Origin of the sequence: Janthinobacterium sp. LM6, assembly GCF_002002885.1 — a bacterium.
Taxonomy (GTDB): domain Bacteria; phylum Pseudomonadota; class Gammaproteobacteria; order Burkholderiales; family Burkholderiaceae_D; genus Janthinobacterium; species Janthinobacterium kumbetense.
The window spans coordinates 2,214,279-2,227,896 of record NZ_CP019510.1; the positions used below are offsets into that span (position 1 = coordinate 2,214,279).

General features: G+C 62.5%; 12 protein-coding genes. 7 read left to right on the plus strand and 5 right to left on the minus strand.

Going from position 1 to position 13,618, the window contains the following annotated elements:
• Nucleotides 1-5: 5 nt before the first annotated feature.
• The 4 genes from hemC to BZG29_RS09905 are packed head-to-tail and all read left to right on the plus strand — an operon-like array spanning nt 6 to nt 4,050.
• Nucleotides 6-929: a hydroxymethylbilane synthase gene (hemC, locus tag BZG29_RS09890; protein ID WP_253192891.1), complete on the plus strand. Its 924-nt coding sequence runs from the start codon at nt 6-8 to the stop codon at nt 927-929.
• Nucleotides 922-1,704, plus strand: coding sequence for a uroporphyrinogen-III synthase (locus BZG29_RS09895; RefSeq protein ID WP_077409041.1), 783 nt, complete (start codon nt 922-924; stop codon nt 1,702-1,704). Before hemC ends, BZG29_RS09895 begins: the two co-directional genes overlap by 8 nt.
• On the plus strand, nt 1,701-2,849 hold the full coding sequence (locus tag BZG29_RS09900; RefSeq protein WP_077401782.1) for a uroporphyrinogen-III C-methyltransferase: 1,149 nt from the start codon (nt 1,701-1,703) through the stop codon (nt 2,847-2,849). The genes BZG29_RS09895 and BZG29_RS09900 overlap by 4 nt, the downstream gene beginning before the upstream one ends.
• A 34-nt stretch (nt 2,850-2,883) precedes the next feature.
• Nucleotides 2,884-4,050 (plus strand): heme biosynthesis protein HemY, encoded by a 1,167-nt coding sequence (locus tag BZG29_RS09905; RefSeq protein WP_253192892.1) that lies wholly within the window; start codon nt 2,884-2,886, stop codon nt 4,048-4,050.
• A gap of 100 nt (nt 4,051-4,150) precedes the next feature.
• On the opposite strand, the gene BZG29_RS09910 is transcribed toward BZG29_RS09905, so the two are convergent.
• The gene (locus BZG29_RS09910) at nt 4,151-6,577 is read right to left on the minus strand and encodes a membrane-bound PQQ-dependent dehydrogenase, glucose/quinate/shikimate family (RefSeq protein ID WP_077401788.1); all 2,427 of its coding nucleotides are present in this window, start codon (nt 6,575-6,577) and stop codon (nt 4,151-4,153) included.
• A gap of 623 nt (nt 6,578-7,200) precedes the next feature.
• On the opposite strand from BZG29_RS09910, the gene ppa reads away from it, so the two are divergent.
• The gene (ppa, locus tag BZG29_RS09915; protein WP_070225002.1) at nt 7,201-7,743 is read left to right on the plus strand and encodes an inorganic diphosphatase; all 543 of its coding nucleotides are present in this window, start codon (nt 7,201-7,203) and stop codon (nt 7,741-7,743) included.
• Between the two features lie 50 nt (nt 7,744-7,793).
• On the opposite strand, the gene BZG29_RS09920 is transcribed toward ppa, so the two are convergent.
• The gene (locus BZG29_RS09920; protein WP_077401791.1) at nt 7,794-8,939 is read right to left on the minus strand and encodes a GNAT family N-acetyltransferase; all 1,146 of its coding nucleotides are present in this window, start codon (nt 8,937-8,939) and stop codon (nt 7,794-7,796) included.
• A 90-nt stretch (nt 8,940-9,029) separates the two neighbouring features.
• Between BZG29_RS09920 and BZG29_RS09925 the strand changes: the two genes are divergently transcribed.
• Both BZG29_RS09925 and BZG29_RS09930 read left to right on the plus strand, forming a co-directional pair.
• A complete protein-coding gene (locus BZG29_RS09925; RefSeq protein ID WP_077401794.1) occupies nt 9,030-10,646 on the plus strand; it encodes an NAD+ synthase in 1,617 nt (538 codons plus the stop codon).
• 41 nt (nt 10,647-10,687) lie between these two features.
• Nucleotides 10,688-11,026, plus strand: a complete 339-nt coding sequence (locus tag BZG29_RS09930) for a P-II family nitrogen regulator (protein ID WP_077401797.1) — start codon at nt 10,688-10,690, stop codon at nt 11,024-11,026.
• A 144-nt stretch (nt 11,027-11,170) separates the two neighbouring features.
• Here BZG29_RS09930 and BZG29_RS09935 read toward each other — a convergent pair whose 3' ends face one another.
• The 3 genes from BZG29_RS09935 to trxB all read right to left on the minus strand — a co-directional run bounded on the left by BZG29_RS09935 (nt 11,171) and on the right by trxB (nt 13,571).
• Nucleotides 11,171-11,800, minus strand: a complete 630-nt coding sequence (locus BZG29_RS09935; protein WP_034786156.1) for a trimeric intracellular cation channel family protein — start codon at nt 11,798-11,800, stop codon at nt 11,171-11,173.
• A 135-nt stretch (nt 11,801-11,935) separates the two neighbouring features.
• Complete coding sequence (locus BZG29_RS09940; RefSeq protein ID WP_077401800.1) at nt 11,936-12,610, minus strand: Smr/MutS family protein; 675 nt, start codon at nt 12,608-12,610, stop codon at nt 11,936-11,938.
• Between the two features lie 7 nt (nt 12,611-12,617).
• Nucleotides 12,618-13,571: a thioredoxin-disulfide reductase gene (trxB, locus tag BZG29_RS09945; protein ID WP_034758671.1), complete on the minus strand. Its 954-nt coding sequence runs from the start codon at nt 13,569-13,571 to the stop codon at nt 12,618-12,620.
• Nucleotides 13,572-13,618: the final 47 nt, after the last annotated feature.

Sequence of the window (13,618 nt, forward strand, 5' to 3'; positions counted from 1 at the left end):
TTGCCATGTGGCAAGCTGAACACGTGCGCGCCCGCCTGGCCGCCCTGTATCCGCAGTGTAGCGTCGAAATTCTCGGCATGACCACACGCGGCGACCAGATTCTGGACCGCGCCTTGTCCAAGGTAGGCGGCAAGGGCCTGTTCGTCAAGGAGCTGGAAGTGGCGATGGAAGAAGGCCGCGCCGACCTGGCCGTGCATTCGCTGAAAGACGTGCCGATGGAGTTGCCCGAAGGCTTTGCCCTGGCCGCCATCCTCGAGCGTGAAGACCCGCGCGACGCGTTCGTGTCGAACGACTACGCCAGCCTGGCCGAGCTGCCGCATGGCGCCGTCGTCGGCACCAGCAGCCTGCGCCGTCAGTCGCTGATCGCCGCGCGCTATCCGCACCTGACGATTTTGCCCCTGCGCGGCAACCTCGATACGCGTTTGGGCAAGCTGGACCGTGGCGACTACGCCGCCATCATCCTGGCCGCCGCCGGCCTGAAACGCCTGGGCCTGGCGTCGCGCATCCGCGCCGTGCTGGCGCCGGAAGACAGCTTGCCGGCCGCCGGCCAGGGCGCCATGGCGATCGAGATCCGCAGCGGACGCGCGGACGGCGCCGACATGGTGCGCCTGCTGGCGCCGCTGAACCACACGGCCACGGCGCAAGCCGTCACGGCCGAGCGCAAGGTGTCGAAGATTTTCGGCGGCAGCTGCCAGATTCCGCTGGCCGCGTTCGCCACCGTCGAGGGCGAGCAGATGCGCTTGCGCGCCATGGTCGCCACGCCGGACGGCGCGCGCATGGCCAGCGCCGAGCTCGAAGGTGCTGCCGGCGCGCCGGAACAGCTGGGCGAGCAAGTGGCCGAATTGCTGCGCGGGCAAGATGCCGCCGGCATCCTCGCCTCGTGCGCCGTCACCCCGGACAACCATGAAGGCCTGGCGCCGCATGCCTGACACCGTGGTGATCACGCGGCCCGCGGCGCAAGCGGGGCCGCTGGCCGCCAGCATCGCGGCGCTGGGCTTGCCCGTGACCCTGCTGCCGCTGCTGGAAATCCACGCGCTTGACGGCGCAGAGGAATGCGCGCGGCTGCAAGCCGTGCTGGCGCGCCTGGCGGACTACGACCTGGTGGCGTTCGTCTCGCCCAACGCCATCGATTGCGTCTTTGCGCACTTGCCCGCCTGGCCATCGGGCCTGCCGCTGGCCGTGGTGGGCGAGGGCAGCCGGATGGCATTGGCGGCGCATGGCGTCACGCAGGCCAACGCGGCCATCACCAGTCCGCTGGACACGGCGCGCAGCGATTCCGAACATTTATTATTGGCGCTGGACTTGCCGGCCCTGCGCGGCAAGCGCGTGCTGATCGTGCGCGGCGATGGCGGGCGCGATTACCTGGCCGACGGCTTGCGCGCGGCCGGCGCCGAAGTCGAGTTCGTCACTGCCTACCGCCGCAAGGTGCCAAGGCTGACGCCGGCCTTGCGGGCGACCCTGGAAAACCTGTTGCAGCATAATAATGACTGGATCATCACCAGCTCGGAAGCGCTGCGCGGCTTGCTGGCGCTACTGGGCGAAATGGATGCTGAAAAGGCGGCTGTTGTGAAAATGCAACAGCAGCATCTGATCGTGCCGCACGCCCGCATTGCACAAACGGCGGCGGCCCTGGGTTTTGCCCGAGTCACCTTGACAGGATCAGGCGACGCAGGAGTGCTCGCCGCGTTACAATCACGACCATGAACGAAATGCCTACACTCTCCGAACCGAATGCAACGCCTGGCAGCGCCGTGAAGACGGCGCCGCAGGCGGCCGACCAACCTGCCGGCCGCGCGCCGACCCTGCTGGAACAGCTGCAAAAGCCCATGAGCATCGCCGTCATTGTGCTGGCCGTGCTGCTGGCTGCGCAAAGCTGGTCGACCAGCAAGCAGATCCGCAACCTGCGCGAAGAAGTGGCCAAGCGCCTGCAAAAAGGCGATGTCAGCAATGCCGAAACGGGCGTGCTGGCGCGCAACGTGCAAGAAGGCACGAAAGAGCTGCAAATCAAGGTGGGCGCGCTGGAAAACCGCCAGAGCGAAACGCAAAGCCAGCAGCTTGCGCTGGAACAACTGTACAACGACTTGTCGAAGAACCGCGACGAGTGGGCGCTGACGGAAATCGAGCAGGTGCTGTCGACGGCCAGCCAGCAACTGCAACTGGCCGGCAACGTGCCCGGCGCGCTGATCGCTCTGCAAAACGCGGACCGCAGCCTGTCGCGTTCCGACAAGCCGCAATTCATCACCATCCGCCGCGCCATCGGGCGCGACATGGAAAAACTCAAGGCTCTGCCCAGCGTCGATTCGACGGGCGTGGCCCTGCGCCTCGACGCCGTGATCGCCCAGGTCGATTCCCTGCCGATGCTGTCCGACGAAACGCCGGCCTTGCCGGCCGCGCCGGAAAAGCCGGGCAAGGCCAAGCCCGTGCGCGATGCGAGCGGCAAGCTGATGGGGCCGCCTGCGCCGGAACCGCTGCTGCAAAAAGTGCGCGACGGCTTCAATACCTGGAGCGGCGACATGTGGGCCGACGTGCGTCAATTGATACGCATCCGCCGCGTCGATACGCCGGAAGCGCTGATGCTGTCGCCGACGCAATCGTATTTCTTGCGCGAAAACGTCAAGTTGCGCCTGCTGAATGCCCGCATGGCCTTGTTGTCGCGCAATGAAACGGCGTTCCGCAACGATTTGATCGCCGCGCAGGATGCGCTGGCCAAGTATTTCGACACCCGCGCCAAGAGCACGCAGACGGCGCAAGCCCTGTTGCGCCAGGTGCAGGGCAGCAACCTGGCCATCGAAATGCCAACCTTGTCCGACAGCCTGACGGCTGTGCGCAACTACAAAGCGAAGTCCTGAGCCCATGCGTCTATTTCTCTGGTTACTCGCCCTGATGGCTGCGGCGATCGGTATCGCCGTGACGGCCCGTTTCAATCCCGGCAACGTGGTGCTGTTCTATCCGCCATACCGCATCGATTTGTCGCTGAATTTCTTCCTGTTGCTGCAGGTCGTGCTGTTCGTGCTGCTGTACCTGCTGGTGCGCGCCGTGCGCGCCACCGTGCGCATGCCGGCGCAAGTGGCCGCCTACCGCCAGCGCAAGCGTGAGCGCGACGGCAACAAGGGCTTGCGCGAAGCCTTGAAAGCCCTGTTCGAAGGCCGTTTCGGCCATGCCGAGAAGGCTGCGTTGCGCGCCGCCGAGCTGGAAGAGAATGCCGGCCTGGCCGCGCTGATCGGCGCGCGCGCCGCGCACCGCATGCGCCAGTCCGAGCGCCGCGACAGCTGGCTGTCGCGCGTCGAAGGCGACGCCAGCCTGAAAACGGCCCGCTTGATGACGGTGACGGAATTGCTGGTCGACGATCACCAGCCGGAAGCGGCCCTGGCGGCCGTGCGCGAACTCAATGCCAGCGGCACGCGCCATATCCATGCGCTGCAATGGTCGCTGAAGGCCGAGCAGCAGGCGAAGAACTGGCCGGAAGTGCTGCGCCTCGTGCGTTCGCTCGACAAGCACCGCGCCCTGCATCCGGCCCTGTCGTCGCGCCTGCGCGAACTGGCCTACGACCATCTGCTGTCGGACCAATCGCATGACGCCGAATCGCTGATGCGCGTATGGTCCACCGTGCCAGGCGCCGACCGCGTCAAGCCGTACATCGCCTGCCGCGCCGCCACGGCCCTGAATGCGCGCGGCCTGCACGATGAAGCGCGCCTCGTGTGCGAAGAATCGCTGGCCGCCGACTGGGACGAGCGCGTCGTGCGCGCCTACCGCGAAGCGGCGGCGCCAAGCGGCACGCCGGCCTTGCTGCTGCAGATCGAGCATTGCGAGCAATGGATGAAGCAGCGTCCGCTGGATGCGGAACTGGCGTTGACCCTGGGCACTCTGTGCCTCAAGCAAAAACTGTGGGGCAAGGCCCAGCGCCACCTGGAGCAGGCTTTGTCGGACGCGAACGAGCCGCAAATGGTGCGCGACGCCCATCTGAAGCTGGCGCAGATGCACGACGCCCTGCAGCAGACGGAACAGGCTGCCGCCCATTACCGGCAGTGCGCGCTGGCCACCATCCTGTAAGCCGTTTTGTAAGCCATTTCTCCAGACGTAAAAAAGCCGTTCAGTGCAGACTGAACGGCTTTTTTTGCGCTGCTACCTTGCTAATTTACTTCTTCGAGCTTTACTTCTTCGGTACGGCAGTGCCTTCGGGCAAGGCGTACGCGACCAGGGTGTCGCTCATCTTCGTGCCCAGCGAACCGTGGCCGCCGGCCATGACGACGACGAACTGGCGTCCCGACTTGTTCGACACATAGCTCATCGGCGTAGCCTGGCCGCCGGCCGGCAAGCGGGCTTTCCAGATCACTTTGCCGTTGCTGACGTCGTAGCCGCGGATGTAGTAGTCGAGCGTGCTGCTGAGGAAGGTCACGCCGCCACCCGTGGTGACCATGCCGCCCAGGCTGGGCACGCCCAGCGGCAACGGAATCGGCACGGGGCCGCTGTCGCGCGTGGTGCCGTTCTTGTGCATCCACACTTTTTTCATGGTGCGCAGGTCGACGGCGGCCACATAGCCCCACGGCGGTGCCTGGCATGGGAAGCCCAGCGGCGACAGGAAGGCCTTGATTTCCACGGCGAACGGGACGCCCGTCTGCGGCTGCAAGCCCATTTCGCCACCGGTGCCGCCCTTGGCCGTCGTTTCCGCGCGCGGCACGAGTTTTTCCAGGAAGCCCATGTAGTCCGGGTTGACGATCAGCAACTGGCGTACGGGGTCGATGGCCGCGCCGCCCCATTCGAAGATGCCGAGCGGGCCCGGCGAGATGACGGCGCCCTTGCCGGCCGTTTGCGGCGTGAACGGGCCTTCATAGCGGCGTTCCTTGAAGATGATGCGGCAAGCGAGCTGGTCGAACGGCGTGGTGCCCCACATGTCCGCTTCGCTGATATTGCGTTCTGGCAAGAAGGTCAGGGCCGAGAACGGCTGCGTGGGCGACAGGGTGTCGCCGGCGGCAGGATTGCTCGTCGGCACGGGTTTTTCCGGCGCCGGGACGACCAGGCTGCCGTCGCGGCGGTCGATCACGTAGATGTCGCCGCGTTTCGTCGTGGCAACAACAGATGGCACTTTACCCTTAGGCGTGTCGATGTCGACCAGGCTCGGCTGGCCGCCGATGTCCATGTCCCAGATATCGTGGTGCACGGTCTGGTAGACCCAGCGCACTTTACCCGTCGCCAGATCCAGCGCGACGATGGCGCTGTTGAATTTCTCGCCATTCTTGTTGCGGTTGCCGCCCCAGGTGTCGGGGGTTTCATTGCCCATCGGAATGTAGACCATGCCCAGCTTTTCATCGATGCTGGCCACGCCCCACGAGTTGGGCGAGTTGTTGGTGTAGTTCTTGCCTTCAGGGAAAGGCGCCGTATCTTCCGGCGTGGCCGGGTCCCAGTTCCACATCAGCTTGCCGGTGACGGGATCGTAGCCGCGGATCACGCCCGATGGCTCTTCCGTCGAATGGTTGTCCGTCACGCTGGCGGCGATCACGGCCATTTTCTGCGAGACGGCCGGCGGCGACGTTGGCATCAGGAAACCGCGCTTGATCATGGCCATGTTTTTATACAGGTTGACGACGCCGTTGTTGCCAAAGCTCTTGCACGACTCGCCCGTATCGGCATTGACGGCGATCATGGTGCCGTCCATGGTCGGCGCCAGGATGCGGCGCGGGCATTCCATGCCGGCCGCTTCGGGGGCCGGATTGTTCTTCGCGCGGCCCGCGTTGACGTCCCAGTAGGCGACGCCGCGGCAGATCATGTGCTGGTAGCTGGCCGCGTCGCGGTTGATCTTCGGATCGTGGCGCCAGATTTCCTTGCCCGTGTCCGGGTTCAGGGCGATGACGATGTTGTGCGGCGTGCACAGGTACAGCATGTCATTGACCTTCAGCGGCGTGACTTCGTTGGCGATCTCGCCCGGATCGTTCGGCCCCTTGAAGTCGCCCGTGTGATAGGTCCAGGCCTCTTTCAGGCCGGAAATATTCGCCGGCGTGATCTGCGCGGCCGGCGCATAGCGGTCGCCATAGCCGGAGCGGCCATACGCGGACCAGTCGTTGTGCTCGACGCCGGGCGCGAAATCGCCGGAGGCGGTGGCGGCCATGTTTTCGGCCGGCACGTCGCCATGCAGGTCGTGGTAATCCTGGAACAGGGCGATGACGCCGGCGATGACGGTCAGGGCCACGGCGGCGGAGAGGGCCGTCTTGCCCGCCTGCGGCTGTTTTGCGGAGGCGGGTGGGGCCAGGCGGCGGCTGACGAAGGGCAGCAGCAGCCAGACGGCGGCGGCAAACCAGATGTCCAGGCGCGGCAGCAATTGCCACCAGTCGAATTTCACTTCAATGAGGGACCAGATCAGGGTGGCGAGCAGCAGCAGCGCCATGAACGGTTGCGCGCTGCGCTTGCCTTTGAAGACGAGCACGCCGGCGATCAGCATGCCTATGCCGGCCAGCAAGTAGTACCACGAGCCGCCGAGCGTGGCCAGCCAGATGCCGCCGCCCAGCAGGGCGAGGCCAAACAGAATGAAAATAACGCCGGTGACCTTTAATAAAGGACCGGGCCGGAAAGAGGGAATCATCATATTCCTTTTTGCAAGGATTTATCGGTGGCGCGTGATGCGCCATATTGAATTCAGGGAAGGCGTCGATTGCAGAATATACAAAGTTTGGAATCACCAGAATGTTATAGTTTATCAGAATTGATGATTGTCTTCTGGTAGTGCCATTTTTTGGCGGGATCGCCATTTGAATCAAATAAACTCTTCAAATAAGAGCAAATATTATGCTGGAAGAGGAGATTGCCGGGCTGGGTGGGCGTTCGGCGAAGCATGTTGAAACGCCCGCGTCATTATGTGAAGACATCGCCGGATGCATGATAATGAAATTGTTGTTATAAGTGGCTGCAATAAATGCAATGCCGATTATAATAACCATGTTTGCCGTATGGTGATATTGAAATGAAAATACGCAGATATTCCAGATATTAATTCAGGTGTGAGCGTAGTATTACTTACGTGTTTTTACTTATTATTTTGGGCCGCCTGTTTATTCTTTCGCTGGCAGGCTGCGCGTGTCGGCGGGCCGTGCATGGCACTGTTGCTGGCTGGACGCGCAAAACGCCGGCGGGCCGCTGCTGCATCGCACAAGCTGCCTGTACTTCGCTATAATTGCGCGGTTAAAACACAATCCGCTAATGAGGAACCCCATGAGTTTGAATAACGTCTCTTCCGGCCGCGATCTGCCGAACGATTTCAACGTCGTCATCGAAATCCCGATGAATGCCGATCCGATCAAGTACGAAGTCGACAAGGAAAGCGGCGCGATCTTCGTCGATCGCTTCATGGGTACCGCCATGCATTACCCGTGCAACTACGGCTACGTGCCGAACACCCTGTCGCCGGACGGCGACCCGGTCGACGTGCTGGTCATCACCCCGTTCCCGCTGATCCCGGGCGTGGTCGTGCGCTGCCGTCCTATCGGCGTGCTGAAAATGACCGACGAGTCGGGCGAAGACGCGAAAGTGCTGGCTGTGCCAGTCGACAAGGTCCTGTCGATCTACAGCCACTGGCAAAAGCCGGAAGATCTGAACGAACTGCGCTTGCGCCAGATCCAGCATTTCTTTGAGCACTACAAGGATCTGGAAAAAGGCAAATGGGTCAAGATCGACGGCTGGTATGGTCCTGACGTGGCCAAGGAAGAAATCCTGGGCGGCGTTGCCGCCTACAAGGCAGATGCTGCAAAAGCCTAACTGCACCAGTTAAAAAACGCTCCCCGCCAGCGATGGCCGGGAGCGTTTTTTTATGCGCGAAACGGGCTGTGCTCGTTCAATTCATCGAGGTAGGCGTCGATGCCGCCCCGTTCGCGCTCGAGGAAGCGCTGCACGGCGTCCGCAAAGGCCGGGTGCGCCAGCCAGTGGGCGGACCAGGTCTTTTGCGGCAGGAAGCCGCGCGCCATCTTGTGCTCGCCCTGGGCGCCCCCTTCGAAGGTAGCGATGCCGTTGGCGATGCAAAACTCCAGCGGCTGGTAATACGCCGTCTCGAAATGCAGGCAAGGCACGTGTTCGAGCGCGCCCCAGTAGCGGCCATATAAAGTGTCGGCCGTGTGGATCACCAGCGAGGCGGCAATGGCCCGGCCTTCGCGCTCGGCGATCACCAATAAAATGTTTTGCGGCATGCTGGCACCGATGCGCTGGAAGAAGTCGAGCGACAGGTAGGGGGAAGACCGGTGTTCCGCATAGGTATTGCTGTAGCAGCGGTGGAACAGCTTCCAGTCGGCATCAACAGCATCGACGCCGCGCACCTGGCGCAGGGTCACGCCCGCTTCCTGTACCTTGCGCCGCTCGGCGCGGATATTCTTGCGTTTCTTGTGTTCCAGGGTGGCGAGGAATTGCTCGAAATCCGTGTAGCCGGGATTGAGCCAGTGAAACTGCACGCCACTACGCATCAGGTAGCCGGCTTCCTCCAGCTGGCGCGCTTCGCTTTCCGGCGGGAACAGGATGTGGCAGGACGACACCTCGCTGGCCTGCTGCTGGGTCTGCAGGAAGGCCAGCAGGGCCGCGCGCGCCTCGCCATCGCGGGCCAGCAAGCGCGTGCCGCTGACGGGCGTAAACGGTATCGCGGACAGCAGTTTCGGGTAATATTCGAGGCCATGTTGCTGATATGCATCGGCCCAGGCCCAGTCGAACACGTATTCGCCGTACGAGTGCGTTTTGAGGTACAGGGGCAGGGCGGCGGCCAGTGCCTCGCCTTGCCACAGCACCAGGTAATTCGGTTGCCAGCCCGTGTCCGCGCTGGCGCAGCCGGACTCGTGCAGCGCGTGCAAAAAGGCGTAGGAAAGGAAGGGAGTGGCCTCCGCCTTGGCGTCCGCCTGGCTTGCCAGCAGTTCAGACCAGGCCGCTTCGCCAATTTCAGCCAGGGTAGTGACGACAGCCGTGCGATAATTCATTGTTGTAGTGTGCATTCATCACTCTCGGGGCGCCGCCATCGGCCTGCGCGCCCCTGTCTTGTTTAATAGAACGAAATATCCATCATCATCATGACAGTCAAAGTCGCAATTGCTCAAATGAATAGTACGGTCGGCGATCTGGCCGGCAACCGTGCCAAGATCTTCGACCTTTCCCGCCGCGCGTTCGAGGCGGGTGCCGATATCGTGCTCACGCCGGAACTGTCGCTGGTCGGCTATCCACCCGAGGACCTGTTGCTGCGCAATGCATTCTACGCAAAAACGCAGGAAGCGTTTGCGGGACTGGCTGCCGACCTGGCCCAGTTCAAGGATTTGCACGTGGTGGTGGGCTTGCCGTTGCAGGACGAGAAGGGCGTGCGCCACAATGCCGCCTCCGTGTTGCTGAACGGCGAAGTGCTGGGCACCTACCGCAAGCACGACTTGCCGAACACCACCGTATTTGATGAAAAGCGTTACTTTACGTCGTCGGACCAGGCTTTCGTGTTTGGCGTGAAGGGCGTGCGTTTCGGCATCAATATCTGCGAAGACACGTGGTTCGAGCACGCACCGATGCGCGCCCGCGCGGCCGGCGCGCAAGTGCTGCTGGTGCCGAACGGCTCGCCCTACCACATGAACAAGCAGCATCTGCGCTATGAAACCATGCGCAAGAACGTCAGCGCGCAAGGCATGGCCCTCGTCTACGCCAACCTGGTCGGTGGCCAGGATGAGCTGATTTTCGACGGCGACTCGTTCGTCATGGATGCGGCCGGCACGATTTGCGCCCAGCTGCGCCATTTCGAGGAAGACTTGCAGCTCGTCGAGTTCGACGGCGCCACGCCCGTGCCGCAGGCGCTGGCCGCACCGTTGACGACGGAAGCGCAGGTGTACCAGGCGCTGGTGCTGGGCGTGCGCGACTATATAGGCAAGAACGGTTTTCCCGGCGTGTTGATCGGCATGTCGGGCGGCGTCGATTCCGCGCTGACCCTGGCCATCGCCGTCGATGCGCTGGGCGCCGGCAAGGTGCGCGCCGTCATGATGCCGTCGCAATTTACGGCCGATATCTCGTGGATCGACTCGCGCGACATGGTAAAACGCCTCGATGTGCGCTACGATGAAATTCCGATCAAGCAAACTTTCGACGCCTTCCGCGCGACCCTGGCCGAGGAGTTCGCGGGACTGGCGGAAGACGCGACGGAAGAGAATATCCAGGCGCGCATCCGCGGCACCTTGCTGATGGCCCTGTCGAACAAGCATGGCAGCATCGTCTTGACGACGGGCAACAAGAGCGAGATGGCCGTTGGCTATTGCACCCTGTACGGCGACATGGCGGGCGGCTTTGCCGTGATCAAGGATATCGCCAAGACGCTCGTGTACCGTCTGTGTGCGTACCGCAACGGCGTGTCGGATGTGATTCCCGAGCGCATCCTGACGCGCGGACCGTCGGCCGAACTGCGCGCCGACCAGCTGGACCAGGATTCCTTGCCGCCGTATGAAATACTCGACGGCATCATGCAGCTGTACATGGAAGAAAATCGGCCGATCGCCGACATTATCGAGGCTGGCTACCCGCCGGCCGACGTGGCGAAAATCACGCGCCTGATCAAGATCAATGAATACAAGCGGCGCCAGTCACCGGTGGGCATCCGCGTCACGCACCGTGGCTTCGGCCGCGACTGGCGTTACCCGATTACCTCGAAATTCTACGAATAAGCAGCCATCTGTCCACAATCCAACAATTTTAAGGAGTAGCCATGAAACAGATTACCGCCATCATCAAACCATTCAAGCTTGACGAAGTACGCGAAGCCCTGGCCGATGTGAATGTGACGGGCTTGACCGTGACGGAAGTGAAGGGCTTTGGCCGTCAGAAGGGTCATACCGAGCTGTACCGTGGCGCCGAGTACGTGGTCGACTTCTTGCCGAAAGTCAAAGTCGAAGTGGTGGTGGACGACAGCGTGTCGGAACTGGTGGTCGACGCCATCATCAAGGCGGCCCGCACGGGCAAGATCGGCGATGGCAAGATCTTCGTGCGCAACGTGGAACAAGTCATCCGCATCCGCACGGGTGAAACGGGTCCGGACGCGGTGTAAGTCTGGGTCAACAATGTTGTCGGATTACGGTCCTTCAGACCTAATCCGACCTACGCGATGTATCGCTTATCTGGCCGTAGGTCGGGTTAGCGCGCCAGCGCGTAAGCCGACGCTGCTGAGCCAACAAAGTTGTTGGATTGCGCTTTACCGCCCCAGGCGCATGTCGAATTTCCAGCATATCAGGCGCAGAATCGTGATGCCGCTGGCGCTGGTCCACAGCGCGAAGTCGTGCTCGGCGCCGAAGTGCATCTGCAATAAATAAGCCCAGCAGCCGAAAAACGCGCAGATGGCATACGGTTTGCCGTCGCGAAACACCATCGGCACTTCGTTACAGACGATGTCGCGCATCACGCCGCCGAAAATTCCCGTAATCACCCCCATCATCGAGGCAATAAAGATCGGCATGCCGGCGCGCATGGCTTCGGCCACGCCCGCGATGGCGAACATGCCCAGGCCGATGGCGTCGGCGATGACGATCAGGCGTTCCGAGACGATTTGCCGCAAATGCTGGATCAGGGGTGCGGCCGTCAGGGCCAGCACGAAGATCAAAATCGCGTATTCCTGGTGCGAAACCCAGAACAGGGGCCGCTTGTCGAGCAGGATGTCGCGCAGGGTGCCGCCGCCGAATGCCGTGATGAAGGCCACGACGAATACGCCGACCAGGTCCATGCGCTTGCGGCGCGCTTCGATGAAGCCGGAAAATGCGCCCACCAGGATGGCGATGACCTCAATGATCTTGATCAGCGAGCCAGGCGGCAGTTGGGGTGGCATCATGGGTGGAGCGCGTGCGCGAGACGCTAAGCAGGAAATAATTGTCACAGGTTAACATGACACGGCCCCGAATGGTGACAAACGGGGCCGTGTGCGGGGTGTAACTTGTTACTGAATTGTAATTTCTTGCTGCTAGGGCTAGCGGATGGGCTGCAGCGCCGCGGAGAGCAGCACGACAAGGGCGCCATCGCCCCCTTCCGAGCGGCGCGCCTGGCAAAAGGCGATGACTTCATCCTTTTGCACGAGCCAGCTGTGCACCATCGATTTCAAGACCGGTTCCTGGCCTTTCGAGCCGAAACCCTTGCCGTGGATCACGCGCACGCAGCGCAGCTTGCGCCGCGTGGCCTGGTTCAGGAAGGCGCCGATGCCGTCGCGCGCCTCGTCGCGGCGCAAGCCGTGCAAGTCCAGCTCATCCTGGATGGGCCAGTGGCCCTTGCGCATCTTTTTCACGACGTCCGGTCCCACGCCGGGGCGGGCGTAGTTCAGGGCCGGATCGTTTTCCAGGTAATGGTCGACTTCGAACAAGTCCGACAGCGATTCGCGCAGCACGGCCGCATCGTCCTCTTCCGGCGACAGCTTGCGGGCCGGCTGCTGGGCCGCCATGGCGCCCGCCTTGGGCAGGCTGGGCACGTAGCGGTCCGACTCGGGCAGGCGCTTGACGCCGCCGATGCTGGCCTTGAACAGATTGCTTTCCACGGCCTGCACCTTGGATTGCTGGACGCGCTCCGCCGCAGCTTGCGCGCGCGCGTCCGCCTGCTCCTTGAGCTGCTTGCTGACCGCTTTCAGGTCGGCAAAGTCTTTCATCGACGCCATGCGACGCTTACTCCTGGCCTTCCAGGTAGCGCTGGGCGTCCAGTGCTGCCATGCAACCCGTGCCGGCGCTGGTGATGGCCTGGCGGTAGATATGGTCTTGCACGTCGCCGGCGGCAAACACGCCCGGCGCGCTGGTGGCGGTGGCCATGCCTTCCAGGCCCGTCTTGGTCTTGATGTAGCCGTTGTGCATGTCCAGCTGGCCTTCGAAGATGCCCGTGTTCGGCTTGTGGCCGATGGCGATGAACACGCCGTGCACGCTCAATGCTTCGACCTTGCCGTCGATGGTCGACTTGATGTTCAAGCCCGTCACGCCGCCTTCATTGCCCGTTACTTCGTCCAGGGTGTGGTTATATTTCAACACAATCTTGCCTTCGGCAACCTTGGCGTTCAGGCGGTCGATCAAAATTGCTTCCGCGCGGAACTTGTCGCGGCGGTGGATCAAGGTGACTTTATTGGCGATGTTCGACAGGTACAGCGCTTCCTCGACGGCCGTATTGCCGCCGCCGACGACGGCCACTTCCTGGTTGCGGTAGAAGAAACCATCGCAGGTGGCGCAGGCGGACACGCCCTTGCCCATGAATTCCGCTTCCGACGGCAAGCCCAGGTACTGTGCGGATGCGCCCGTGGCGATGATCAGCGTGTCGCACGTGTATTCGTGGCTGTCGCCCTTCAGGCGGATCGGCTTTTCATTGAGGAAGGTGGTGTGGATGTGGTCAAACACGATTTCCGTATTGAAACGCTCGGCGTGCTGCAGCAGGCGCTGCATCAGGTCCGGACCTTGCACGCCCATCGGGTCGCCTGGCCAGTTTTCCACGTCGGTGGTGGTCATCAGCTGGCCGCCTTGTTCCACGCCGGTGACCAGCATCGGGTTCAGGTTGGCGCGGGCGGCGTAGACGGCGGCGCTGTAGCCGGCTGGGCCGGAGCCGAGGATCAAAACGCGGGCGTGTTTGGTAGTGGTCATGGGAGGCTTCTCTATGAGTGGGGTCTATCCGAATTGGGGGCATACGC

Excerpts from the sequence above, each read along its gene's own strand:
- hemC (WP_253192891.1), top strand. The coding sequence starts at position 6 with ATGTGGCAAGCTGAACACGTGCGCGCCCGCCTGGCCGCCCTGTATCCG.
- BZG29_RS09895 (WP_077409041.1), top strand. The coding sequence starts at position 922 with ATGCCTGACACCGTGGTGATCACGCGGCCCGCGGCGCAAGCGGGGCCG.
- BZG29_RS09900 (WP_077401782.1), top strand. The coding sequence starts at position 1,701 with ATGAACGAAATGCCTACACTCTCCGAACCGAATGCAACGCCTGGCAGC.
- BZG29_RS09905 (WP_253192892.1), top strand. The coding sequence starts at position 2,884 with ATGGCTGCGGCGATCGGTATCGCCGTGACGGCCCGTTTCAATCCCGGC.
- BZG29_RS09910 (WP_077401788.1), bottom strand. The coding sequence starts at position 6,577 with ATGATGATTCCCTCTTTCCGGCCCGGTCCTTTATTAAAGGTCACCGGC.
- ppa (WP_070225002.1), top strand. The coding sequence starts at position 7,201 with ATGAGTTTGAATAACGTCTCTTCCGGCCGCGATCTGCCGAACGATTTC.
- BZG29_RS09920 (WP_077401791.1), bottom strand. The coding sequence starts at position 8,939 with ATGAATTATCGCACGGCTGTCGTCACTACCCTGGCTGAAATTGGCGAA.
- BZG29_RS09925 (WP_077401794.1), top strand. The coding sequence starts at position 9,030 with ATGACAGTCAAAGTCGCAATTGCTCAAATGAATAGTACGGTCGGCGAT.
- BZG29_RS09930 (WP_077401797.1), top strand. The coding sequence starts at position 10,688 with ATGAAACAGATTACCGCCATCATCAAACCATTCAAGCTTGACGAAGTA.
- BZG29_RS09935 (WP_034786156.1), bottom strand. The coding sequence starts at position 11,800 with ATGATGCCACCCCAACTGCCGCCTGGCTCGCTGATCAAGATCATTGAG.
- BZG29_RS09940 (WP_077401800.1), bottom strand. The coding sequence starts at position 12,610 with ATGGCGTCGATGAAAGACTTTGCCGACCTGAAAGCGGTCAGCAAGCAG.
- trxB (WP_034758671.1), bottom strand. The coding sequence starts at position 13,571 with ATGACCACTACCAAACACGCCCGCGTTTTGATCCTCGGCTCCGGCCCA.